This is a genomic window from Neobacillus sp. Soil_C_43, from assembly GCF_057656715.1.
Window position 1 is genome coordinate 24,368 of the sequence record NZ_JBDGJV010000004.1, and the last position, 22,735, is coordinate 47,102.

Sequence of the window (22,735 nt, forward strand, 5' to 3'; positions counted from 1 at the left end):
GTCCGAAGATGCCGTGACTTCTGACAGTGTTTCTATTATTTCTGCTAATACTGTCCGAAGATGCCGTGACTTCTGACAGTGTTTCTGTTTTTTCCGCTAACACTGTCCGAAGATGCCGTGACTTCGGACAGTGTTTCTATTTTTTCTGCTAACACTGTCCGAAGATGCCGTGCCTTCTGACAATGGGCTTGACTGTTTTTTCAGGTAACACTGTCCGAAGATGCCGTGACTTCTGACAGTGTTTCTATTATTTCTGCTAATACTGTCCGAAGATGCCGTGACTTCTGACAGTGTTTCTATTATTTCTGCTAACACTGTCCGAAGATGCCGTGACTTCTGACAGTGTTTCTATTATTTCTGCTAATACTGTCCGAAGATGCCGTGACTTCTGACAGAGTTTCTGTTTTTTTCGCTTACACTGTCCGAAGTACCTATGGGACTTTTTTGAGGCAGTAAGTTTAAATTTATCACAAAAATTTCACACTTTCATGTTAAGTATTTGTGAACAACAGGGACGATTCTGACATGATTCGACGGAATTCTAGTTTGCTTCTATGGAAACCTGCGCAAAAATGAAATATTAATCTAAGTTACATGAAATATCAACAAATGCAAATGAGGAAAGGTGTCGAGATTCGTGCGTTTACAAATTTTCCATTCCTTACAATAATTTAGGTGTATTAATAAATAAGAAGGAGGCATGTATGTATGATGTACCAGGAAAAGCCTTGGTTGAAGCTTTATGACCCTAGAGTGGATGAGCATGTAAGTGTAAAGTACGAATCACTTTACGATTTCTTAGAAAGTGCTGTCAATCGTTTTGGGGATAAACCTGCATTCACCTTTTATGGAAAGGTATTCAGTTTCGATGAAACAAAAATGATGGTTGATCGGCTAGCTGCTGCATTACATAAAGAAGGTTTAAAGAAAGGTGACAGGGTGGCCATTATGCTGCCGAACTGTCCGCAATACGTTTTCACATTATTTGCTATTTTCCGCTTAGGTGGAATTGCGGTCCAAGTCAATCCAATGTACGTAGAAAGGGAAATCGCCTACGTATTGGATGACTCAGGTGCCAAGTTTATGGTTGCGCTGGATGCCTTTTATTCAAAAGTGAAGAAGGTTCAATCCGACACCTTCTTGAAAAAGGTGATAGTGGTCAGCTTTGGTGGGGAACGGAAGGAACTCGCTGAAGGGGATTACTATTTTGAAGAATGCCTTCAAGCTGGTGAAGAGATTCCATTAATTGAGATTGACCCACATGAGGATGTTGCCGTTTTACAGTACACAGGTGGAACAACAGGTGTGCCTAAAGGTGTCATGCTGACACATTATAACCTGCTAGCAAACTTTAATCAGGTCTGTGATTTTATTTATAACACATGTGAACAGATTCCTGAATCATTTAAAATGATTACGGTTCTTCCGATGTTTCATGTCTACGGCCTTTCTAGTGTGGCGCTATGTGGCATTAGAGAGGGAGCCAATCAAATCATCCTTCCTCGCTTTGACGTGAAGGAGATAATAGAAACCATTAAGCGGGAGAAACCATTTCTCTTTGCAGGAGTCCCGACCATGTATTTTGCATTAAACAGTCAGCCAGAATTACTAAAGGATTGTGATTTAAAAGAATTGTGGTATGTAGGCAGCGGTGGCGCACCACTACCGGTTGAACAAGCAAAAACCTTTGAAAAAATAACTGGAGCTACACTAAGGGATGGATATGGCCTCTCTGAAGCAGCTCCAACCATCGCGTTTAATCCGCCATTTGTACCTAGGAAATATGGCAGTATTGGTATTCCAGTTCAAAGTACTGTAGTGAGAATTGTTCGGGAGACGGAAGACGGGGAATTTGTAGATGTTCCTGTTGGTGAAGCGGGAGAATTAATCGTTATGGGTCCGCAGGTTATGAAGGGGTATTGGAACCGTCCAAAAGATACAGAAGATGTGTTGAAGGATGGCTGGCTGTTTACCGGAGATATTGCGAAAATGGATGAAGAAGGGTATCTTTATATCCTTGATCGAATGAAGGATATGATAATTGCGAGCGGTTATAATGTCTATCCACGAGAAATTGAAGAAGTTCTTTACCAAATGGAGGGCGTGGAGGAAGCGATTGTCATTGGTGTCCCTGATGATTATCGCGGGGAAACGGTAAAGGCGTTCATTAAGCCGATTGAAGGATATACTCTATCAACGGAGGAAATTCTCCAGTATGCTAAGGATAACCTTGCACCATATAAGGCACCAAAAGAAGTGGAAATCCTTTCCGAGCTGCCAAAATCATCTGTTGGTAAATTACTCAGACGGGTCCTTCGAGACCAAGAGCTTGCGAAAGTGAAAGCTTAATAGAAGGAAGGTTCACAGAAATGCCCGATCACTTTGCGAGTTCGGGCATTTTTTTCTCATTATTTATTTTTTAAAAAGTCTAGCACTCTATCATTTACAAAATCATTCGCTTCGGTAACATAAATGTGACCTGCACCTTGAATCGTTAAGAATTCTGCATTTGGGATTTTTTCGGCTAATGTGACACCATTTTCATATGGTACCAGTTTATCTTCATCACCATGGATGACTAGGGTAGGAACTTGTATCTGGTCTATTTCATTGTAGGTATCATGGGTGAGACAGGCCTGGAGCTGTAGCATGTAAGCATATGGCAGGATTGGGATCTCAATGCGTTTTTGGATATCTTCAGCAACCAACTCACGTTGATCTTCCAAGAAGGATTGGCTATAGAGAATCGGAGCGGTAGCCCAAGCCATTTCTTCTGGTGTTGCAATGGAAGAGCCTCTCGAAAGCATGAGCATGCTGACATCTGCACCTGGTTGTACATGATTAACACCTCCCGATGTGGTACAGCCAAGAATCAGTGACCGAATCCTATCAGGGTACTTAATAGCCAATTTTTGGGCAATCATACCACCCATGGAAATGCCATATACATGGGATGTTTCTACCCCAGCCGCATCTAAGACAGCTCTAGCATCCTCTGCCATAAGCTCAATTGAATAAGGAGTATTTGGTTTATCACTTAATCCTACCCCGCGATTATCAAAAATAATCACTTGGTAGTGCTCACTTAGAGCAGGCAGTGTCCTAAACCAGGACTTAGAATTAAGTGATAACCCCATAATTAATAGTAAAGGTTCACCTTGACCATGAACCTCATAATAAAGATTGATTCCATTTGATTTTGTAGTAGGCATAGTTTACTACTCCTCCCTGTTAGATAATGGTAAATTATATGAGAGATTATGCCAGCAAAGAACAAGAGTAAAGGAGGAAAAAATTCCTCCCACTTAACTTACTATTCTATGTTTTTTCAAAAAGTTGCGAACGATTCTGTTAAATGCCTCTTTTGACTCTAACTTGGCAATATGTCCTGTGTTTTTGAAGATGACAAACTCCGAGTTGCGTATTTTTTTATGCATGAATAACTGCATCCAAACAGGGATTACTGAATCGTACTGTCCTCCAATGATGAGTGTTGGAATTTCTATTTTTGGAAGTAGTTTTTGATTGTTTACTTGAAGACAGGCCTGAACGGATTTTAGAAAGACATCATGATTAGGTTTATAGAATTGATGAAATTCTTCGAAGGTCTTGTTGTTCCAAGAGCTAAAAGAAATGCGAGCAGCGGTATCTTTTGACATGCTGGGGCGAGTAGATAGTGATCGAGCCTTACGGTAGGTGATTAATAGTTTCGCGAGACGTTTTGGCATATAATGATACGTGCTGACAAGCAATAAGGAACGGCACATTTGAGGGGCCAGACGATATATTTCTTGTGCCACCATTCCACCCATAGACAAACCACATATGTGAGCGTTTTCAATTCTAAGCTCTTTCAGTAAGGAAATAATATCACGGGCAAAGTGTGGGATAGAAATATCTTTATTAGTTGTATGCTCACCGTGACCTCTTAAGTCAGGAATAATCAATTCATACTGATCTGCAAACTCAAACTGATTGTTCCAGCCTTCTTTTACTTCACCAAGCCCATGAATCAATACTAATGGTTCACCAACACCTAAGCGCAAGTATGGAATACCAGAGCAACTAGTAAATACTTGATCCAATTTTCAATCCCTCCTATTGCTATTATCATAAATCCCCTTCCCACTATTTGTAAAGTGTGAAAATTCATAAAATTTAGAAAAAAGAATTACCCTGTGAGAGCAAATGTCCTTTTTGGTACCTGACACCATAGATAGTCTTATATAAGAATATCATTTTTAGTGAATAGGCGGGAACTAGGGTTGGTTTGGTGGTTTAGTTTGTAATTGGAATGGAAGAGGGGGACCACGGCAATTTGGCATAAATCGAGAAATATTACGACAAATTTCGATATTTTTTCTTTTTTCTTGTAAAAACCTAGCTTTGGCGAAAGGGATAAATATCTAGAGGAAAGGAACTCGATTGTAAACGAGTCACCCGAGGTACTAGATGATTGTGGAAAAATGTCGACAAGGAAGGGTTTACAAATCTAAATTTTAATACAATAATCATAATTATATTAATATTCTAATTAATAGAGTAGTCAACTATGTTCTAAGATATGCACCAGGTTTAGTAGGGATATTGATAAGAAAAATCCTGAGGAGGCATCTGATTTTATGGTTTACCAGCAAAAGCCATGGCTGAACATTTATGACCCAAGAATTAATGAATATGTTAGTATTGACCACCAATCACTCTACGATTTTTTACAAGACGCAGTAAACCGTTATAATACCAAGCCTGCATTCACCTTTTTAGGAAGAGTGTGGAGTTATCATGAAACAAAAATACTAACCGATCGGCTTGCGGCAGCCCTCCATAAGGACGGCTTTCAAAAAGGCGATCGTTTAGCTATTATGCTTCCTAATTCCCCGCATTACATATTCACCTTATTCGGTACTTTTCGCCTAGGTGGAATCGCTGTTCAAGTGAATCCAATGTATGTAGAGAGAGAAATAGAACATGTATTACATGATTCCGGCTCAGAATACATAGTTGTACTCGATACACTTTATCCAAAAGTAAAAAAAGTTCAACCACAAACATCTATTAAAAAAGTTCTTGTCGTTAGCTTTGGCGGCACTAAAATGGAACTTGATGACGGTGATTTTTATTTTGATGATTTCATAGACAGTGAGGGAACCATTCCTCAAATTGAAATTAATCGGAATGAAGATGTTGCCCTTCTGCAATACACAGGTGGAACAACAGGGTTCTCCAAAGGAGTCATGCTTACTCATTCGAACCTACTAGCAAACTTCAATCAAGTTTGCGATTTCTCCTATAAGGCATGTCTTAAGAGGCCTGAGAATTTTAAAATGATTACGGTTTTACCAATGTTTCATGTTTACGGACTTTCCAGTGTTGCACTTTGTGGAATCAGAGAGGGTGCGAATCAAATCCTGTTGCCGCGCTTTGATCCGAGAGAAGTAATGGAAACCGTCAAACGTGAAAAGCCGTTCCAAATGTCTGGTGTGCCAACGATGTTCATAGCACTGAATAGTCAACCAGACCTAGAAGATTATGGGTTTAATGAACTTTATTATATTAGTTGTGGCGGAGCCCCACTCCCAGTAGAGACTGCAAAAAACTTCGAAGTCAGAACTGGAGCCAAGCTCTTAGATGGATATGGGCTTTCTGAAGCAGCACCAACGGTTATTTTTAACCCGCCATTTGTGCCAAGGAAATATGGAAGTATTGGTATTCCAGTTCAAAGTACTATTGCTAGAATTGTTCAAGAAACAGATGAGGGATTTGTCGATGCGCCTGTTGGAGAGGCTGGGGAGTTAATCATTCAGGGTCCACAGGTAATGAAAGGCTATTGGAATCTTCCTGAAGAAACAGCTGCAGTCATCAAGGATGGGTGGTTATTCACAGGTGATGTTGCCAAAATGGATGAAGATGGGTACTTTTATATCCTTGATCGTAAAAAGGACATGATTATTGCTAGCGGTTACAACGTGTATCCACGTGAAATTGAGGAAGTGCTTTATCAGCTTGAGGAGATTGAAGAAGCACTTGTAGTGGGTGTACCTGACCCGTACCGAGGGGAAACCGTAAAAGCATATGTCAAATTGAAAGCGAGTGCAATCATTTCGGAGGAAGAAATTAAACAGTTTGGCAGAGAAAACCTTGCTCCATATAAGGCGCCAAAAGAAGTAGAAATCCTTTCGGAACTACCAAAATCAACTGTTGGTAAATTACTAAGAAGAGTTTTAAGAGATCAAGAGAAAGCCAAAGTAAAAGCTTAATAAATGAGGTGGAGAAGATGAATATTCAAGAATTGTTTAGTTTAAAAGGAAAAACAGCCATTGTAACCGGTGGAGGAAGAGGTCTGGGTCAGCAAATTGCCGTAGCGTACGCAGAAGCTGGTGCTAACGTGGTGGTTTGTTCAAGGAACCTCGATGCCTGCCAACAGTTTACGGATGCTTTAAAAGAAAAGGGTGTTCGTGCCCTAGCATTTAAATGTGATGTGTCCAATCCTGAAGATATTCAGCATGTGGTCGATGAAACAGTGAAGGAATTTGGTCGAATTGATATCCTAGTGAATAACAGCGGGACAAGCTGGGGAGCACCAGCATTAGAAATGCCTGCCGATAAATGGGATAAAGTTATGGATATTAACTTAAAAGCTGTTTTCTTATTTTCACAGGCTGTTGGAAAAATTATGGTTGAACAACGTTCAGGAAAAATTATTAATATAGCTTCTATTGCTGGAATGGGTGGACAGGATCCATTGGTGATGGATGCGATTGGTTATTCAGCAAGTAAGGGAGCGGTCATTACCTTCACGAAAGACCTAGCTGTAAAACTAGCTCCATACAATATACATGTGAACGCAATAGCACCAGGTTTCTTCCCAACAAAAATGGCTAAGGCGATTTTGGACTATTCAGGTGAAAAGATTCTTGAGCGAACACCGGCAGGAAGATTTGGTTCAGACGACGATATGAAGGGACCTGCACTATTTTTAGCTTCCGATGCATCTGACTATGTATTTGGACATGTGCTGGTGGTGGATGGAGGAACAACTGCAGGAGTTCAATAAGCGTTACTCTAGGATTATTTTAAAATTTTGTGAATTTAGTATAAAACACCTTGAAGACTTGTAAATTATATGTTTTATTTAACATACCAACCGGTTAGTTAGAGGGATTAATATGGATTCTATGCAACGTGATAGGGAAGCTTATTATAAAAAAATAGAAGCACAATTGAATAAAAGAATCCATGCCAGTACCGATAATCGAGCTTTTACATTGGCAGCTGGCAGAGCGCTCGATGCACATCTGAAAAGGGTAAAGATTCACAGAAGGTTAACAACTAGATGGCTAAATCAGTTAGGCCTCATGAATAAAGATGAACTAGCGGCACTATCTGTCAGAATCGTTGATTATGAGGGGAAAATTGATGGTCTTGATGACCAGGTGTATACCCTTAACAAAAGCCAGCATAAGAATCAACTCCTGCTAAACTCCATTCATCATTCGTTGGAGGAATGGGTAGCCTTTTTAAGAAATGAAATGAAGGATCAACATAACAGTAAAATGACCAACTTAGAAAAAGAATTACTAGAATTAAAGCAATTATTTAAGGAAGAATCTGATTTGGAGGAGATCGACAATGACAGAAAAAAATGAACAAGTGTTGGATCAAAAATCTGAGGATGCGGTGGAAAAGGACTTAACTAGTTTAGATATGCTTTGGAGGCTTGGTTTTGATGAATTGGATGCATGGAAGGATCGCTTTAACAAGAGGGATGAGCGGTTCCTTGAGTCTGTAAGAAACTATGTGGAGAAGGTAAAAAAAGATCAAGAGAATGTTGTCACGATAGCTGCTCAATTTAGTATGGAACTGAAGGATTGGGAAAAAGCAGCCCGTGAAGAGCTATTAGCAACCACCACTACTTTACAGTATTTTTTCCCAGTTAAGTCATATGAAGAAATTAATAGGGTAGTAGATGATATTCAAAATAAAACCGCTCATCTATTATTAACCCCTGCACAAGCGATAACCACAGGTCAATTGCAAGCACTTGACAAATATGTGGAAACAGTTGAACAATACGTTGCTTTTAGAAAAAGTGCGCGAGAAAAATATATTGATAGCGTAAAGAAAACAACAAATGTGTTATATGAAAATCAAAAGATGTTTGTGAATCTATTCGCTAAGCAAGTTAAGAACACGATGTTACCATTTCAAAAATATATGAAAAATATGACAGAATATAGCAAATCATAATGAGGTGAAAAACATGACAGGCCAAAAACCTTACGATCCATATGAATATCTACACAAGTTCAGCCAAGCTTGGGAAAAGCAAATGAATGATTTTATCTACCTTTGGACAGATAACAAGGAATTTGTGAAAATGTCGCATTTAGGCACTGAAATTCATTCCCGGTACCTAGAAGCGTTTAAAAAGAATCAAGAGGCGTTGGCAGGTGCATTAAATTTACCAACAAAAAACGATGTGTCCAATGTAGCTGCATTAACGATACAAACGGAAGAAAAAATAGAAGCACTAGAAGAGCAAATATGGGATTTACAAGATAGTATGAAATCTCAGAGCAAGGAAATTGGAAGTGTTGTTGAGGTCTCCAAGGAGATTATTAAACTTACAAAACAACTAAAAACAGAACTGGTTAAAACGAAAAAAGAACTGGCAGATACAAAGGATTTACATGAAGAAATTCAGGAAATGAAATTTGAGTTGATGAAATTAAATCATTTTAAGGAAGAGTTTGAAACGCTTAAAAACCTTATTGAAAAAGACAAACAAACTGAGCCTGTGTTAACAGGAGCTGGTACGACAATTTAATAGGAGGGGGTGAAGTACAGTGGGGACTGAGGCACCATTCAAAGAAGTACTCTCAACTTTTGATTTTGAAAAAGAAATGAAGCGCTGGGAGCATCTGTTCAAGGTATTTAGTCAACCCGAACCGAAAGTCGGCCATACTCCAAGAAACGAAGTATGGAGGAAAAATAAATCCGTATTATGGCATTACCCTGCCAAACAGAGAAAATATGAAATACCCTTGTTTTTTGTGTATTCTCTTTTTAACAAACCATATATATTAGATATTGCTCCAAAAGCAAGTGTGATAGAAGGTTTAACGAACAAGGGTTATGAAGTGTATCTTTTAGACTGGGGCTCACCAGGATATGAAGATAAGACAATGGGGCTCGATACTTATATTGATAAGTACTTAAGAACAGCAGTTAAGCGGGCGATTCGACATTCTGAAGCAGAAGAAATCACCCTTATTGGTTACTGCTTAGGTGGAACAATTGCCGCCATTTATGCAGCAATCGCAGAAGAACCTATTAAAAATTTAATTGTTGCTACTGTTCCAATTGACTTCAAGCCATTTATTGGTCCTGAAAAATGGGCTGAAGGTATGCGAAACGGCGATATCAATATCGACCGGTTTATCGACGTGTACGGGCTTGTATCACCTGATTTAGTAACGGGGATGTTCCGAGCGATTGGGGCACCTGTTTATTTTACTAACTATACGATGCTTTTAAGTCGAGCATACGACAGCCGATATGTTGAAAAATGGCGTCGGATGAATAAATGGACACTTGATCAGGTTCCATTTGCAGGTGAAGCATACAGACAATTAGCCAATGATCTCTTTAAGGAGAACAAGCTGGTTAAAGGGGAATTAGTTTTAGGAAATAAAAAGGTTGACCTAAAAAATATTAGGGCAAATTTATACGTTGTGTCAGGTTCTAGAGACAATTTAATTCTAGAAGAGCAAAGTAAACCAATTATGGATTTGGTGTCCAGTGAAGACAAGACTTATATTAGTGTGGAGGCAGGACATGTTAGCCTTGCACTTTCTGGTTTATTTGCAGGGATTGTGGACCAATGGGCTTCTAAGAGATCAAAAACCTTGTAAAAAGAGTTAGTCATAAAATTAGGTACAAGAACATATAAACTATGTATGGGCAACGGGAGTGGGAAAGGAATTCTCCTTCCCACTAGCTTGCCTTTTTATGTTTAATTAAAAAGTTACGTAGCACTTGATTAAATTGATCCTTCGCCTCAAGTTTAGCGATATGACCCGTATTTCTGAAAATGACAAACTCTGAATGAGGAATTTGTTTATGCATGAATAATTGAACCCACACGGGGATGACTGAATCATACTGTCCGCCAATAATTAAGGTTGGAACCTTGATGGTTGGTAGCAGGCTTAAATTATTCACATGAAGGCATGCTTCCATCGATTTGAAGTAGAATTCTTTATTCGGCTGATAAAATTGATAAAAGGTATCAAAGTTTTCTTTTGTCCACGAATAGAGGCACACCTTTGCGGCCGTTTCTCTAAGGACATCGGGAGATTTATTTTCAACTCGAGCCTGACGGAACTTTAAAAATAACTTACCCAATCGTCTAGGAGCATAATGAAAAGTACTAACAAGCATTAATGAACGGCACATCTCAGGGGCTTGACGATATATTTCCTGAGCTACCATGCCACCCATCGATAACCCGCAAATGTGTGCGCTTTCAATTCCGAGTTCTTTTAGCAAACAAATAATATCTTGAGCAAAGTTTGGAATGGTTATCTCACCTGGTGATTGATATTCACCGTGTCCCCGTAAATCTGGAATAATTAACTCATACTGATCGGCAAATTCAAATTGGTTAGACCATCCCTCCTTTACCTCTCCAAGTCCATGAATAAATACTAAAGGCTCACCCATACCAAATCGCAAATAAGGAATTTTGGAACAATGGTTATTTACTTCTCCCAATTTTGATTCCTCCTAATGTTTTTATAAACATATGTTGCCAAGATTTGCTATGTGTAAACATTTACAAAATTCTGACTAATTAAATATATAAAAGTAGTGCTTATATTATTACATATATATGTAAAATACATATATTAAACAAGCTGTTGAGATGTATACTTTTGAGTTATAATAAATGGAAAGTACATGTGAAAATGAGGTTTTATTTATGATTAAAAGGTATATGACATTTCAAAAAAATAATGGGATTGCTCCGTATATCTGGACCGTTCTTGGCATATTACCTTTTTATTTTATATTTCAAGCACCATCCACTATTGAAATCGTTGTAGGAATTTTACTAACTCTGATATTTTTTATCCTTTACCGAATTGCCTTTATTTCAAAAGGTTGGCCCGTTTATCTTTGGACACTAATTTTAATTGCCATTTCGATTACTGCGACAAACCTGTTCAGCTACGTTTACTTTGCCTTTTTTCTGGCCTATTTTATTGGCAATATTAAAGACAGAGTTGCTTTCCTCACGTTATACTTTATTCATTTAATCAGTACATCGGCATCAATCAACTACAGTATTGTCATGCAAGAGAAGCTATTTCTACAGCAGTTGCCTTTCGTTATCATCATTTGGATCAGTGTCATTCTACTCCCTTTTAGCATTTACAATCGGAAGGAGAGGGGGCAGCTTGAGGTAAAACTGGAAGATGCGAACAAAAGGATTTCTGAACTGGTTAAGCTAGAGGAGCGTCAACGCATTGCACGGGACCTTCATGACACCCTTGGACAAAAGCTGTCACTAATTGGTTTGAAGACGGACTTGGCAAGGAAACTAATTTCAAAAGATCCGGAACAGGCGAAATCTGAATTAAAGGATGTTCAGCAAACGGCTAGAACAGCTTTAAGTGAGGTAAGGAAGATGGTTTCTTCCATGCGGGGAATTCGTCTAAAGGATGAGATTCAACGAGTGAAACAAATCATTAAGGCTGCTCAAATTCATTTTATCAGCGAAGGTGAATTTACTTTATCGAATGTTTCCCTGTTAACCGAAAATATATTAAGTATGTGCTTGAAAGAGGCCGTGAACAATGTGGTCAAACACAGCGGTGCTAAAAACTGTATTATTTCCATCGAGCAATCCTCGAAAGAAACGGTTCTAACAATCCGCGATGACGGTAAATTTAAAGGAGACACTGAAAAATTGGCTGAAGGACATGGTCTAATTGGCATGAAAGAACGATTGGAATTTATAAATGGCGGCCTAGAGCTTGTTACAAAGGAAGGTACAACATTAATTATCAGAGTACCGAATGATGTGAAACAAGCTATAGAGAAGGAGGACCGGAAATGATTAATATTGTTATCGCTGAAGATCAACAAATGTTATTAGGAGCATTTGGTTCACTGCTTAATTTAGAGGATGATATGGAAGTAGTCGGGAAGGCGTCAAATGGGGAAGAAGCTGTCACGCTTGTAAAAAAATTAAAGCCGGACGTCTGTATTATGGACATTGAAATGCCTGGAAAGAGCGGACTGGAAGCAGCAGAAGAATTAAAAGGCTCTGGCTGTAAAGTAATCATTTTAACTACTTTTGCCCGAACAGGTTATTTCCAACGTGCATTGAAGGCAGGGGTAAGCGGTTATTTATTGAAGGATAGTCCAAGTGAGGAACTGGCAAACTCTATCCGAAGTGTGATGGCAGGAAGACGAATTTATGCGCCAGAATTAATGGATGATGTATATGGAGAAGAAAATCCTTTAACGGACCGAGAAAGAGAAGTGTTAGAGCTAGTTGCTGATGGAAAGAATACAAAAGAGATTGCAGAAGAACTCAGTATTAAAACGGGAACGGTTCGCAACTACATTTCAATTATCTTAGATAAGTTAGAAGTGAAAAATCGTATCGAAGCGATTACTCAATCGAAAGAAAAGGGTTGGTTTAAATAAGGTGTGATGACCGGTGCAGCCACCGGTTCATTACACCTTTTTTCTTTTATCAATAATCGGCTGCTGTTTGAAATTTTTCTAAAAAGCCTTTGATATATTCGAATACTTCAAAAGGGCGTTCCTCTGGAAGGGCATGGCCTGTTTCTTTTAATACAACTAGCTCAGAGTTTTCTAAATCCTTGTTTAGCTTTTCTCCAACTTTAAGTGGCATGGAATTGTCATGATCCCCCCAAAGTAATAAGCAGGGTGTTTTTATTTGCTTAAGAGCCTCAGGTGGAAGATCTCCTTCACGATCCCGAATCATCCTTGTAAGTGCAATGAAGATTTCATCTTGTAAAAAGGGCTGCAGGTAGCCATTAATCATTTCATCATTAATGATGGAGTGATTATAGAGAGCATCCTGTAGGTTTTTCCTCACACCAGTTCTTGCAAACCAGTACTTCACAAAAAGGTGGAAATAGGGAATGTAGCTTGTCAGAATTAATGGTAATTTAGAGCGTTTGAGATAAGCTGAACTGCAAAGAAGAATCGCCTTATCGGCAAGTTCAGGCATCATATGAAGAATATTCAACACAATTTGACCACCCATGGAATGGCCAATAAAGGTCATTTTTTTTAAACCTAATGACTCAGTTAGTTTAATAACGGTTTGGGCAAGGTTTTTATAAGAATATACATATCGATTGCATTTTGCACTTTTTCCGAAGGGGGGAAGATCAATTGACAACACTTGATATTCCTTTTTCATTAGTGTTATGAGATGGCGAAAGGTAAAGGTGGAAGAAAGAAAACCATGCAATAAAACAAATGTCTTATCTGATTTTGGATTCGGATAAAACTCATAATAAACTTCAATGTTATTTACGGGATGATAGCCAGTTAATGCAGCTTGTTCCATACATATTTTCCTCCTGTTCCCTCAAAATGATAGTTGAAGTTAATGTTCCCTAAATATTTACCCTTCACACCAAAAATTCGAGATAAAATCAAAATGATATTTGAAGCCATATCCCCTAAAAAAATTTTTTTACAATTTCTAAAATAAAATGTTTGAATTTTTAGAAAACTCCTTGTATAATGAAAAAAAGCTCAAGGAGTTGATTTCCATGGAAAAGAAATTATTAAATTCACCACAACATTCGGATGAGAACGCAGACGCTGTAGTTGCTGAGATGTTTCTAAACAATGTCCTGCTTGAATTCAAGAGGGAAAAAATCCGAAAGGAAATCGACCAAACATTACAAGATGGAAACAAGGACCTATTCTTGAAACTAACTGAAGAATTAAAGAAAATTTCTTAAAACATTTACTAATGAACTTACTCACTTAAAGGAAGCCCTATCCGAAATGGATAGGGCTTCTTGTCCGCTTTAGTAGCATTTTGGGTGTCAGACACCACACTTTATGTGGTGCCTGACACCCTTTTCAAGTATGATGAAAAAAGAGTAAAGATTAGGAGTGAATGGATTGAAGAAACTTCATTTATATAGTAAAAAAATTCCCTATACCTATTCTGGTTTTTTTAGACAATACAGTTCAATAGCGGCAAATCAGACCCATCATGTGCTATTAGAAAGTGGGCGCGGCGGGAGATACAGCATTGCTGCATTTCAACCTGAAACAATTATGAAAGGGAAAAATTATGAATTGGAAATCCAAAATGAAAGTGGTACCCAAAAGTTGGAAGGGAATCCACTTCACCTACTCAAAGAATGGATGAATCGTTTTCATGTTGATAAAATGGAAGGCTTGCCGAGCTTCCTTGGTGGAGCGATTGGGTACATAAGCTACGATTATGCTCGTTACATAGAAGAACTCCCTAACCTAGCCAAAGACGACATTGGCATACCGGAAATCTACTTTTTTATTGTAAAGGAATGGTTTGTATTTGATCATGAAGAGGACCTTCTTTGGACCTTCATTTTGGCGGAAAATGATGAAGGTATAGATCAGCGATTAGAGTATTGGGAAAAACGCTGGCTTGAGGAATTGCCATCCGTCCCACCTGTTAAAACAAGTCTAAACGATATGAATCAATTGCAGGTTTCGATGACAGAAGAAGAGTTCCAACAGGCTGTAAGGAAAGTTCAACACTATATTTCACAAGGTGATGTATTCCAAGTAAATCTAGCGGTTCGTCAATCAAAACCAATTGGGGTTCAGGCGATTGAGGTGTATGAACAATTAAGAGCCTTGAATCCATCCCCATATATGGGGTACCTACATACTCCAGAATTTCAGCTGGTAAGTGGATCACCAGAGCTACTTGTGAAAAAGGATAGAACTGAAGTAAGCACAAGGCCAATTGCAGGGACGAGATCAAGAGGAAAGGACCACGAAGAAGATCTCGCCTTCGCTAATGAATTAATTGAAAACGAAAAGGAACGAGCAGAGCATGTCATGCTCGTGGATTTAGAACGAAATGATCTTGGTAGAGTGTGTAAGTACGGTTCGGTTGAGGTCAATGAATTTATGACGATTGAAAAATACTCTCATGTCATGCACATCGTTTCCAATGTTAGAGGGGAATTGGATGAAGAGAAATCTTGCATTGAGATTATTGACGCAGTATTCCCTGGTGGAACGATAACAGGTGCTCCGAAAATTCGAACGATGGAAATCATAGAAGAACTAGAGCCGGTTCAACGGGGAGTGTATACGGGATCACTTGGTTGGATTGATTTTAGCGGTGACTTAGAATTAAATATTATTATCCGAACCATGCTTGTAAAGGATGGCATGGCACATGTCCAGTCAGGTGCAGGTATTGTCATCGATTCTAATCCTAAACATGAATACAAAGAATCTATGAAAAAAGCAGCGGCTTTATGGAAAGCAAAAGAAATGGCAGAGGAGTAAAATGCGATGATTTTTATGATTGATAATTATGATTCCTTTACCTTTAACTTAGTACAATACCTAGGTGAGCTTGGAGAAAAATTAGTTGTAAAACGAAACAACCAAACCACAATTGAGGAGATCGGAAATCTAAGTCCTGAATTCTTAATGGTCTCACCTGGTCCATGCAGTCCAAATGAGGCGGGAATTAGTTTAGATGCAATCAAATTTTTCGGTGGAAAAATTCCAATTTTCGGTGTTTGTCTCGGTCAACAAGCCATTGCTCAGGCTTTTGGAGGACAAGTAGTCCAGGCAGAGAGACTTATGCACGGAAAAACCTCAGATATGTACCATGATGGAAAAACAATTTTCCAAGGGCTTCCGAACCCTTTTCCAGCCACACGCTATCATTCGTTAATTGTTAAAAGAGAAACGTTGCCGGATTGCTTTGAGATATCCTCTTGGACGAAAGAAGGGGAAATCATGGCGATTCGCCATAAGGACCTTCCAATCGAGGGAGTACAGTTTCATCCAGAATCCATTATGACGACCTGTGGGAAAGAGCTGCTGCAAAACTTCGTTAATCACTATAAACACGCTGCAATCCTAAAAGGAAATTAACATGTTGATTTACTTAAACGGTCAATTTATTAGTAAAGAAGACGCGCGAATTTCCCCCTTTGATCATGGATTCTTATATGGCATCGGTTTATTTGAAACGTTCCGGGTGTATGACGGGCATCCATTTTTACTAGATGACCATCTAGAGCGGCTTAATCGGGGGTTAGCAGAACTTTCGATACAGCAGCAATATACACGGAAAGAAATCAATAATATTTTGCAGGAATTATTAGAAAAAAACCAGCTGACAAATGCTTACATTCGCTTAAATGTTTCTGCCGGATTAGGCGAAGTGGGATTACAGGTAGAACCTTACCTCCAGCCGAATTTGATTATTTTTCCTAAGTCATTACCACCTGCAGGGGAATTAATTGAAAAAAAGGCAGTACTGTTGAAGGTAAAGCGGAACAGCCCTGAAGGGAATCAACGTTTAAAATCCCATCATTATTTAAATAATGTATTGGCAAAAAGAGAAATTGGCAACCAGCCAGACGTAGAAGGGATTTTCCTTAATGAGCAAGGATACCTAGCGGAGGGAATTGTCTCAAATCTTTTTTGGATAAAAGAAAATGTCTTGTATACTCCTACCATTCAGACAGGTATTCTGAATGGAATTACCCGCCAGTTTGTGATTCAGCTAGCCAGAAAAAATAATTTGCAGGTGCAAGAAGGATTCTACTCAATTGAGCAAGCGCTTAAGGCAGATGAAATGTTTGTCACTAATTCCATTCAAGAGCTTGTGCCAATTACTTGTTTTGAAGGACACAGTTTTCCTGGTAAAAAGGGGGATTATGTACAGCTGCTTCATCAGGATTATCGGCAGTATTGTAAGTATCTTTTGTCAAGAAACTCTGTAAGGAGAGAGTAGTATGAAAGAGCGAATACTTGAAGAAATTAAAAGACTTGAAGAATTGCATGATATAAAGATCTGTTATGTAGTTGAGTCAGGCAGTAGGGCATGGGGATTTCCATCCAAGGATAGTGATTATGATGTCCGTTTTATCTATGTTCATAGAAAAGAGTGGTATTTGAGCATTGATCAAAAACGGGATGTGATTGAACTTCCAATCAATGACTTGCTTGATATGAACGGCTGGGAATTACGTAAAGCCCTTAAGCTCTTTAGAAAATCTAATCCGCCGTTAATGGAGTGGCTACATTCTGGAATTGTCTACTACCAAGCGTTCTCCCTTGTAGATAAAATGAAGGAAATCCAAGAGAAGGTATTCCAGCCCCATTCTTCGCTTTATCATTATTTAAACATGGCGAGGGGCAATTATCGTGATTATCTTCAAGGTGATCAGGTGAAAATAAAAAAATATTTTTATGTCCTTCGGCCCATATTGGCCTGTATGTGGATTGAAAAATATAATACTGTTCCCCCAATTTTGTTTCAAGATTTGATTATGGATTTACTTGGAGAGGGTGAGCTTAAAAAAGAAATTCTTACCTTGCTAGAAAGGAAAATAAGAGGGGATGAGCTGAAACTTGAGCCCAAGGTTACAGTGATAAACGAATTTCTAGAAGATGAATTGATACGACTAGAGGGATACACAAAGTCATTAAAGATAACAAAGGAGAATTTCACCCCATTACTCGATGAGTTATTTAGAGAAGTTCTCGAGGAAGTGTGGTTATAATTTCAGTCATTTTACCGCTTGGAATCCAAGCGGTTTTTTTGTGTTGAAAAGTATTTCCCGGGACAAAAAAACAGGAAATGTGACAATTTTTTTACTTTTATTGTTTACATATAAGGAAACCACTGGTAAGATTAAAACGTATTCAAAAATTGAATGTATAAAATGTAAATGAGTTCATAAATTGAAGAAAGGGGTGATCGTGTGAGTACACCAGTAGCAAAACTAAATCAGAGTAAGAGATTCATAGCAAAAAAGGAGAAGAGAAAAAGCCTCTCCATAGCTCCCTTGTTGTTTATCCTACCAGCTATTATTCCGCTGCTAATCTTCTGGATTTATCCAATGGGAAAATCCTTCTTTATTAGTTTTACAAATTGGGACTATGTCAGCCCTGAATACGAATTTGTGGGTTTTAGCAATTATACGGATTTATTAACAGATCCTACCTTTTACTCCGTCCTCTTAAATACATTCGTTTTTTCAATGGGCGTAGTCCTTCCTTGTGTAGTAGGAGGTTTGTTGCTTGCTTTGTTAGTAAGTGGGAAGAGTAAGGGAATGGGAATCTATCGGACTTTGATATTTTCACCGTGGGTTACTCCCACTGTCGCCATTTCCATTGTTTGGTCATGGATTTATGAACCGAAAGTAGGATTTGCGAATTGGATTCTTAACTTACTTCACCTTCCTGGTCTTGAATGGACTTCTAGCTCTACTTGGGCGATGCCTGCTGTCATTATCGTTAGTGTTTGGAAGGGTGTAGGTTGGGCAATGATTTTTTACTTAAACGCTTTGAAAAAGGTTCCAGTCAGTCTTTACGAAGCAGCTTCATTAGACGGGGCAAGCAAATGGCGCCAATTTGTACATATTACAATTCCAATTATTTCACCAACAACCCTATTCTTGGTAGTCATCACCTCGATTGACGCACTCCAGGCCTATGATCAGATTCAAGTGTTAACTCAGGGTGGTCCTGCAGGAAGTACTCGAACCATGCTTTATTTCTATTACCAAACAGCATTTGAGGAATTTAACATGGGAAAGGCAACTGCAACGGCCATCATATTGGTGTTGATTACTGCAGTATTCTCGTTCCTACAGTTTCTATTATCCAAACGATGGGTGCATTACCAATAAAAGAAAGGGGGCTGGTGAGTTGAAAAAAGTACCTATTTTACTAGCAAGGCATGTAGTTTTGATCTTCATTAGCATCATGATGGTATTTCCTTTCTTATGGATGGTGGTAAGTGCGCTTAAAACAAAGGATGAAATTTGGCAGTTTCCACCCACACTTTGGCCAGAAAAACCCATGTGGAACCATTTTACCGAAGCATGGTCCATGGCGCCATTTGACCAATATATCTTTAATAGTGTCTTTACCGCAACGGGCATTGTTCTTATTCAAATCGTTAACTCAGCACTGATTGCTTATGCTTTTACCCAATTGCATTTTAAAGGAAGAAATCTATTATTTGGAATCATTTTGATTTCCTATATGCTACCTGTTGCGGCTACATATGTACCAAGCTACGTCATCTTAGCCGATTTTCATTTACTAGATACGTATAAAGGGCTCATTTTATCAAATGCTTGCAGTGTCTTTGGGATCTTTTTGTTTAGGCAAGCATTCCTTCAGGTGCCAAAAGAATTGATTGAGGCTGGAAGAGTAGATGGAGCAACACACTGGACCATCATTTGGAGGATTATTTTTCCTACGACGAAAGCTACCTTCATCACTTTTGCGTTAATTAGCTTTGTCCAAAACTATAATAGTTATCTCTGGCCAACATTAATAACCACTAGTGAAAGCAAAATGTTAATCACTACTGGGTTAAGGCAATTCTTTATTCAAGAAGGCGCATATGGAATTCAATGGCCACTTATCATGGCTGCAAGCGCATTCGCAGTCTTGCCATTATTGATATTATTCATATTTGTACAAAAGTGGATTATCTCTGGCATTAGTGACCAGGGGTTAAAAGGATAAAAAGGGGAGAAAAAAATGTTTACAAGAAAAATAGGTATATTTAGTTTGATTGTTTTATTACTAGTCTCAATGATTTCAGGTTGTTCTTCAGAGAAGTCATCTGCAAATGGACCAGTAGAAATTGAGTTTTGGTATGGTCTAGGCGGAAAGCTTGGTGAGAATGTTGAAAAAAGAATTAAAGAATTTAACGCTAGCCAAAATGAAGTAAAGGTTAAGGGTGTAGCTCAAGGTTCATATGATGAAACATTACAAAAGCTGCAAGCAGCGATAGCAGCAAAAAAAGTTCCAGCGGCAGTTCTTTTGAAAAATGACCCGATGGATGCTTTCGCAAAAAAAGGAACTTTAGCACCTCTGACAAAATACATAAAAGAGGATGCTGACTTCCATCCAGAAGATTTTGTTGATGCTTTTTATCAGCAAGGATCCATTAATGGAGAACAATATGCACTACCGCTTTATGGAACCACACAAGTTCTTTATTATCGTAAGGATATGTTTGAGAAAGCTGGCATTGCTCCTGAACAATTAAAGACATGGGAATCCTTTGCAGAAGCAACGAAACAATTAACTAAGAAAAGTGGAGATAAAACAGAGGTCTATGGTTGGGCTCCAATGTGGGGACCAGATAACATGATTGATGCAGCACTAAGTAATGGTGCGAAGTATTTAAGTGAAGACGGCAAAAAAGTGTTAGTTGATTCCCCAGAATGGGTAAAAGCATGGGATTTTTTCAAAAAAGGAATTCACGAGGATAAGACGATGACGATTCATCACGATGGTCAGGGCTGGGAATATTGGTATAAGACGATTGATGATGCTATGCAGGGTCGTGCGGCAGGTTACACAGGTTCAAGTGGAGACCAAGGAGATTTAGATTTCTCTATCCTAGCAGCTTATCCACAGCCTGGATGGGAAGGTCATCAAGCAGCTCCACATGCAGGGGCACAGATGGGTGCGATTCCTGTATTAGCATCTGAGAAAGAAAAGAAGGCTGCATTTAAATGGTTGAAGTTCTTCACAAATGCTGAAAACACAGCTGATTGGTCGATTAATTCTGGTTATATTCCAGTTAGAAAATCGGCACAGGATGTTCCAGCATACAAGGAGTTTGCTGAGAAGAATCCACAAATTAATGTGCCGTTACAGCAGGCGCAAATTGCTACACCACCATTTGTCGATCCAACTGGTGGCAAAATTTACGATGCACTAGTAAAAGCTGCAGATAAAGTAGAGATTGAAGGGGTTTCTGCTGAAAAGGCATTGAAGGATGCCCAAAAAGAGGCACAAAGGGCACTAGATAAAGTAGTGAAAAAATAAAGAGGAGGATGGACGTTGACTGCTTCGTACTCAACAAAGATTGACGGTGTGTTACAGGCACCGTCTTTCTCTGTACCGTTTGATGTAGATACTGAATTTGACTGGCTTGAATTGACCATCTCTTTTTCGGTTAAAGGATGGTACTCGATTTTAATATGGGATCCTAATCAAAATCTAAGGGCTCAATCCCTTGCCATTAATGAGCCCAAGACAATTATGATTTCTACTTCTTCGAAGGATACAAGCTTTGGTGCTGTTACTGGAAAACTAGCTTCAGGAACATGGTCGATAGAAATTTTGAGTAACCCTACATCTGAAAATCGTCACTATACGATAGAATATATGGGTGGTTTTGGGCGAAAAAATGAAAATAGCGTGGAAGGTATAACCTGGTCAAAGGACGGAATGGCAAAGGGCTTTCTTTTAAACGATTATCAAAAAGATCAGGTGTTTAATTCTGAGATACGATGGTATAAAGGGGATTTTCATACACATACAACGGAATCAGACGGTAAGATGACACCTTTTAATGGAATGGCTCAGGCCAGAAAAATGAATTTGGATTTCTTTGTAGCTACTGACCATAATATACTTCCAACAAAATGGCTAGAAGATGAAATTATGGTGATTCCTGGTGTGGAAATTACTTCTTCAAAAGGGCACTTTAATGCACTCGGCCTAACCAAATGGATTGATTGGCGTCCGTCTTGTGCAGATGGTGGTATGGAGACAGAAGAAGGCATGAACCGAATTATACGTGAGGTCAAGACAGCTGATGCCATAGTCAGCATAAATCACCCTATGCTAAAACCTTGGGAGTGGCAGTATCGCACAACTCTGTTAGCTGATATCGATGTGATTGAAATTTGGAATGATCCAACCTACAAGGATAACCCGGAAGCGACAGAACAGGCACTTATTTTATGGAATACGTTGTGGAATGATGGGTATCGGATGTATGGAATTGGCGGATCCGATTCACATTTATTGCCTACAGAGTCATATGAGGAAGATGGGCCTCCATCTGTCATTGGGGATCCTGCAACATTTGTCTATTGTGAAGAACTGACAGCTAGGTCTCTATTAAATGGGGTAAGAAGGGGCCGAGCGTATGTATCAAGAGGGCCTGAATTTATTATTAATATTTTTGTAGATGGAGTGTCCTATTTGCCGGGTAGTAATTTAACCGATTGTTTTGATGAAAAGGATGAGGTCGAGGTATGGTATGAGATTATGCCAATGAAAACCCCAGCGAATGTGACCCTTCATTGGATTCAAGACGGTCAATCAGTAAAAGATATCAAGATTGCTGAGGGGAAAATTATCCAAAACCAATTTAAGATAAAAAAATCAGAAGTAAGCTGGATCCGCTTTGAAATTCGCTCTGAGGACGGGAAGTTACTTAGTTTTGTAAATCCCATATTCAGCGGTGAAAAAACACCAAGACTAGTAACATGGGGAGACCTGTTAGATACGGTGAAATGATTTAAAAGCAGTTATCTATGTAGATAACTGCTTTTTATTTTAATAAGTTTTTTTTATGCTATGTAATAAAATAATTGTAATTTTACTTATTAAGAATTGAATTTACAATAAGGGAGGTAGAAAAAGGGGGAAT

At 38.8% G+C, this 22,735-nt stretch carries 22 protein-coding genes; 18 read left to right on the forward strand and 4 right to left on the reverse strand.

All coding sequences use genetic code 11. The features are described from left to right. The first annotated feature begins 708 nt into the window (after positions 1 to 708). The gene (locus tag AC3A54_RS07645; RefSeq protein ID WP_487654029.1) at positions 709 to 2,349 is read left to right on the forward strand and encodes a long-chain-fatty-acid--CoA ligase; all 1,641 of its coding nucleotides are present in this window, start codon (positions 709 to 711) and stop codon (positions 2,347 to 2,349) included. Between the two features lie 59 nt (positions 2,350 to 2,408). Here the strand turns inward: AC3A54_RS07645 and AC3A54_RS07650 are convergent, their stop codons facing one another. Together AC3A54_RS07650 and AC3A54_RS07655 are read right to left on the reverse strand one after the other, a co-directional pair. Then, complete coding sequence (locus AC3A54_RS07650) at positions 2,409 to 3,212, reverse strand: alpha/beta fold hydrolase (protein WP_487654030.1); 804 nt, start codon at positions 3,210 to 3,212, stop codon at positions 2,409 to 2,411. 93 nt (positions 3,213 to 3,305) lie between these two features. After that, positions 3,306 to 4,085, reverse strand: coding sequence for an alpha/beta fold hydrolase (locus tag AC3A54_RS07655; protein ID WP_487654031.1), 780 nt, complete (start codon positions 4,083 to 4,085; stop codon positions 3,306 to 3,308). A 537-nt stretch (positions 4,086 to 4,622) separates the two neighbouring features. Between AC3A54_RS07655 and AC3A54_RS07660 the strand changes: the two genes are divergently transcribed. The 6 genes from AC3A54_RS07660 (at position 4,623) to AC3A54_RS07685 (ending at position 9,914) form a co-directional block, all read left to right on the forward strand. Continuing rightward, entirely contained in the window at positions 4,623 to 6,257 is a 1,635-nt protein-coding gene (locus AC3A54_RS07660) for a long-chain-fatty-acid--CoA ligase (protein WP_487654032.1), read from the forward strand. A 17-nt stretch (positions 6,258 to 6,274) separates the two neighbouring features. Beyond that, positions 6,275 to 7,054: an SDR family oxidoreductase gene (locus AC3A54_RS07665; protein WP_487654033.1), complete on the forward strand. Its 780-nt coding sequence runs from the start codon at positions 6,275 to 6,277 to the stop codon at positions 7,052 to 7,054. Between the two features lie 112 nt (positions 7,055 to 7,166). Continuing rightward, the gene (locus AC3A54_RS07670) at positions 7,167 to 7,646 is read left to right on the forward strand and encodes a hypothetical protein (RefSeq protein ID WP_487654034.1); all 480 of its coding nucleotides are present in this window, start codon (positions 7,167 to 7,169) and stop codon (positions 7,644 to 7,646) included. Next, positions 7,630 to 8,247: a hypothetical protein gene (locus AC3A54_RS07675; RefSeq protein WP_487654035.1), complete on the forward strand. Its 618-nt coding sequence runs from the start codon at positions 7,630 to 7,632 to the stop codon at positions 8,245 to 8,247. The genes AC3A54_RS07670 and AC3A54_RS07675 overlap by 17 nt, the downstream gene beginning before the upstream one ends. A 13-nt stretch (positions 8,248 to 8,260) precedes the next feature. After that, complete coding sequence (locus tag AC3A54_RS07680; protein WP_487654036.1) at positions 8,261 to 8,827, forward strand: polyhydroxyalkanoate biosynthesis repressor PhaR; 567 nt, start codon at positions 8,261 to 8,263, stop codon at positions 8,825 to 8,827. 19 nt (positions 8,828 to 8,846) lie between these two features. Then, positions 8,847 to 9,914, forward strand: coding sequence for an alpha/beta fold hydrolase (locus AC3A54_RS07685; protein WP_487654037.1), 1,068 nt, complete (start codon positions 8,847 to 8,849; stop codon positions 9,912 to 9,914). A gap of 82 nt (positions 9,915 to 9,996) precedes the next feature. Here the strand turns inward: AC3A54_RS07685 and AC3A54_RS07690 are convergent, their stop codons facing one another. After that, entirely contained in the window at positions 9,997 to 10,776 is a 780-nt protein-coding gene (locus AC3A54_RS07690; RefSeq protein ID WP_487654038.1) for an alpha/beta fold hydrolase, read from the reverse strand. 208 nt (positions 10,777 to 10,984) lie between these two features. On the opposite strand from AC3A54_RS07690, the gene AC3A54_RS07695 reads away from it, so the two are divergent. Together AC3A54_RS07695 and AC3A54_RS07700 are read left to right on the forward strand one after the other, a co-directional pair. Next, positions 10,985 to 12,124 carry a sensor histidine kinase gene (locus AC3A54_RS07695; protein ID WP_487654039.1) on the forward strand — a complete coding sequence of 380 codons (1,140 nt, stop codon included), beginning with the start codon at positions 10,985 to 10,987 and terminating at the stop codon, positions 12,122 to 12,124. Beyond that, entirely contained in the window at positions 12,121 to 12,720 is a 600-nt protein-coding gene (locus AC3A54_RS07700) for a response regulator (protein ID WP_309865617.1), read from the forward strand. Before AC3A54_RS07695 ends, AC3A54_RS07700 begins: the two co-directional genes overlap by 4 nt. 49 nt (positions 12,721 to 12,769) lie before the next feature. Here AC3A54_RS07700 and AC3A54_RS07705 read toward each other — a convergent pair whose 3' ends face one another. After that, positions 12,770 to 13,618 (reverse strand): alpha/beta fold hydrolase, encoded by an 849-nt coding sequence (locus AC3A54_RS07705; protein WP_308080432.1) that lies wholly within the window; start codon positions 13,616 to 13,618, stop codon positions 12,770 to 12,772. Between the two features lie 208 nt (positions 13,619 to 13,826). On the opposite strand from AC3A54_RS07705, the gene AC3A54_RS07710 reads away from it, so the two are divergent. The 9 genes from AC3A54_RS07710 to AC3A54_RS07750 all read left to right on the forward strand — a co-directional run bounded on the left by AC3A54_RS07710 (position 13,827) and on the right by AC3A54_RS07750 (position 22,602). After that, positions 13,827 to 14,021: an IDEAL domain-containing protein gene (locus tag AC3A54_RS07710; RefSeq protein ID WP_335527214.1), complete on the forward strand. Its 195-nt coding sequence runs from the start codon at positions 13,827 to 13,829 to the stop codon at positions 14,019 to 14,021. Positions 14,022 to 14,187: 166 nt separating this feature from the next. Continuing rightward, positions 14,188 to 15,579 (forward strand): anthranilate synthase component I family protein, encoded by a 1,392-nt coding sequence (locus AC3A54_RS07715; protein ID WP_487654040.1) that lies wholly within the window; start codon positions 14,188 to 14,190, stop codon positions 15,577 to 15,579. A 6-nt stretch (positions 15,580 to 15,585) separates the two neighbouring features. Next, positions 15,586 to 16,179 carry an aminodeoxychorismate/anthranilate synthase component II gene (pabA, locus tag AC3A54_RS07720; protein ID WP_487654041.1) on the forward strand — a complete coding sequence of 198 codons (594 nt, stop codon included), beginning with the start codon at positions 15,586 to 15,588 and terminating at the stop codon, positions 16,177 to 16,179. Position 16,180: 1 nt separating this feature from the next. Continuing rightward, positions 16,181 to 17,047, forward strand: a complete 867-nt coding sequence (gene pabC, locus AC3A54_RS07725; RefSeq protein ID WP_487654042.1) for an aminodeoxychorismate lyase — start codon at positions 16,181 to 16,183, stop codon at positions 17,045 to 17,047. A 1-nt stretch (position 17,048) separates the two neighbouring features. Continuing rightward, positions 17,049 to 17,819 carry a nucleotidyltransferase domain-containing protein gene (locus tag AC3A54_RS07730; RefSeq protein WP_487654043.1) on the forward strand — a complete coding sequence of 257 codons (771 nt, stop codon included), beginning with the start codon at positions 17,049 to 17,051 and terminating at the stop codon, positions 17,817 to 17,819. A 276-nt stretch (positions 17,820 to 18,095) separates the two neighbouring features. Further along, positions 18,096 to 18,950 (forward strand): carbohydrate ABC transporter permease, encoded by an 855-nt coding sequence (locus AC3A54_RS07735; RefSeq protein ID WP_487654164.1) that lies wholly within the window; start codon positions 18,096 to 18,098, stop codon positions 18,948 to 18,950. 19 nt (positions 18,951 to 18,969) lie between these two features. Then, positions 18,970 to 19,800, forward strand: a complete 831-nt coding sequence (locus AC3A54_RS07740; protein WP_487654044.1) for a carbohydrate ABC transporter permease — start codon at positions 18,970 to 18,972, stop codon at positions 19,798 to 19,800. A 15-nt stretch (positions 19,801 to 19,815) separates the two neighbouring features. Next, positions 19,816 to 21,117, forward strand: coding sequence for an ABC transporter substrate-binding protein (locus AC3A54_RS07745; protein WP_487654045.1), 1,302 nt, complete (start codon positions 19,816 to 19,818; stop codon positions 21,115 to 21,117). Between the two features lie 15 nt (positions 21,118 to 21,132). Beyond that, positions 21,133 to 22,602 carry a CehA/McbA family metallohydrolase gene (locus AC3A54_RS07750; protein WP_487654046.1) on the forward strand — a complete coding sequence of 490 codons (1,470 nt, stop codon included), beginning with the start codon at positions 21,133 to 21,135 and terminating at the stop codon, positions 22,600 to 22,602. Positions 22,603 to 22,735: the final 133 nt, after the last annotated feature.

What these genes read in the sequence shown, in the direction of transcription:
- pabC (WP_487654042.1), top strand. Translation starts at nt 16,181, where the DNA reads ATGTTGATTTACTTAAACGGTCAATTTATTAGTAAAGAAGACGCGCGA.
- AC3A54_RS07660 (WP_487654032.1), top strand. Translation starts at nt 4,623, where the DNA reads ATGGTTTACCAGCAAAAGCCATGGCTGAACATTTATGACCCAAGAATT.
- AC3A54_RS07665 (WP_487654033.1), top strand. Translation starts at nt 6,275, where the DNA reads ATGAATATTCAAGAATTGTTTAGTTTAAAAGGAAAAACAGCCATTGTA.
- AC3A54_RS07700 (WP_309865617.1), top strand. Translation starts at nt 12,121, where the DNA reads ATGATTAATATTGTTATCGCTGAAGATCAACAAATGTTATTAGGAGCA.
- AC3A54_RS07680 (WP_487654036.1), top strand. Translation starts at nt 8,261, where the DNA reads ATGACAGGCCAAAAACCTTACGATCCATATGAATATCTACACAAGTTC.
- AC3A54_RS07645 (WP_487654029.1), top strand. Translation starts at nt 709, where the DNA reads ATGATGTACCAGGAAAAGCCTTGGTTGAAGCTTTATGACCCTAGAGTG.
- AC3A54_RS07695 (WP_487654039.1), top strand. Translation starts at nt 10,985, where the DNA reads ATGATTAAAAGGTATATGACATTTCAAAAAAATAATGGGATTGCTCCG.
- AC3A54_RS07745 (WP_487654045.1), top strand. Translation starts at nt 19,816, where the DNA reads ATGTTTACAAGAAAAATAGGTATATTTAGTTTGATTGTTTTATTACTA.
- AC3A54_RS07650 (WP_487654030.1), bottom strand. Translation starts at nt 3,212, where the DNA reads ATGCCTACTACAAAATCAAATGGAATCAATCTTTATTATGAGGTTCAT.
- AC3A54_RS07705 (WP_308080432.1), bottom strand. Translation starts at nt 13,618, where the DNA reads ATGGAACAAGCTGCATTAACTGGCTATCATCCCGTAAATAACATTGAA.
- AC3A54_RS07710 (WP_335527214.1), top strand. Translation starts at nt 13,827, where the DNA reads ATGGAAAAGAAATTATTAAATTCACCACAACATTCGGATGAGAACGCA.
- AC3A54_RS07670 (WP_487654034.1), top strand. Translation starts at nt 7,167, where the DNA reads ATGGATTCTATGCAACGTGATAGGGAAGCTTATTATAAAAAAATAGAA.
- pabA (WP_487654041.1), top strand. Translation starts at nt 15,586, where the DNA reads ATGATTTTTATGATTGATAATTATGATTCCTTTACCTTTAACTTAGTA.
- AC3A54_RS07730 (WP_487654043.1), top strand. Translation starts at nt 17,049, where the DNA reads ATGAAAGAGCGAATACTTGAAGAAATTAAAAGACTTGAAGAATTGCAT.
- AC3A54_RS07675 (WP_487654035.1), top strand. Translation starts at nt 7,630, where the DNA reads ATGACAGAAAAAAATGAACAAGTGTTGGATCAAAAATCTGAGGATGCG.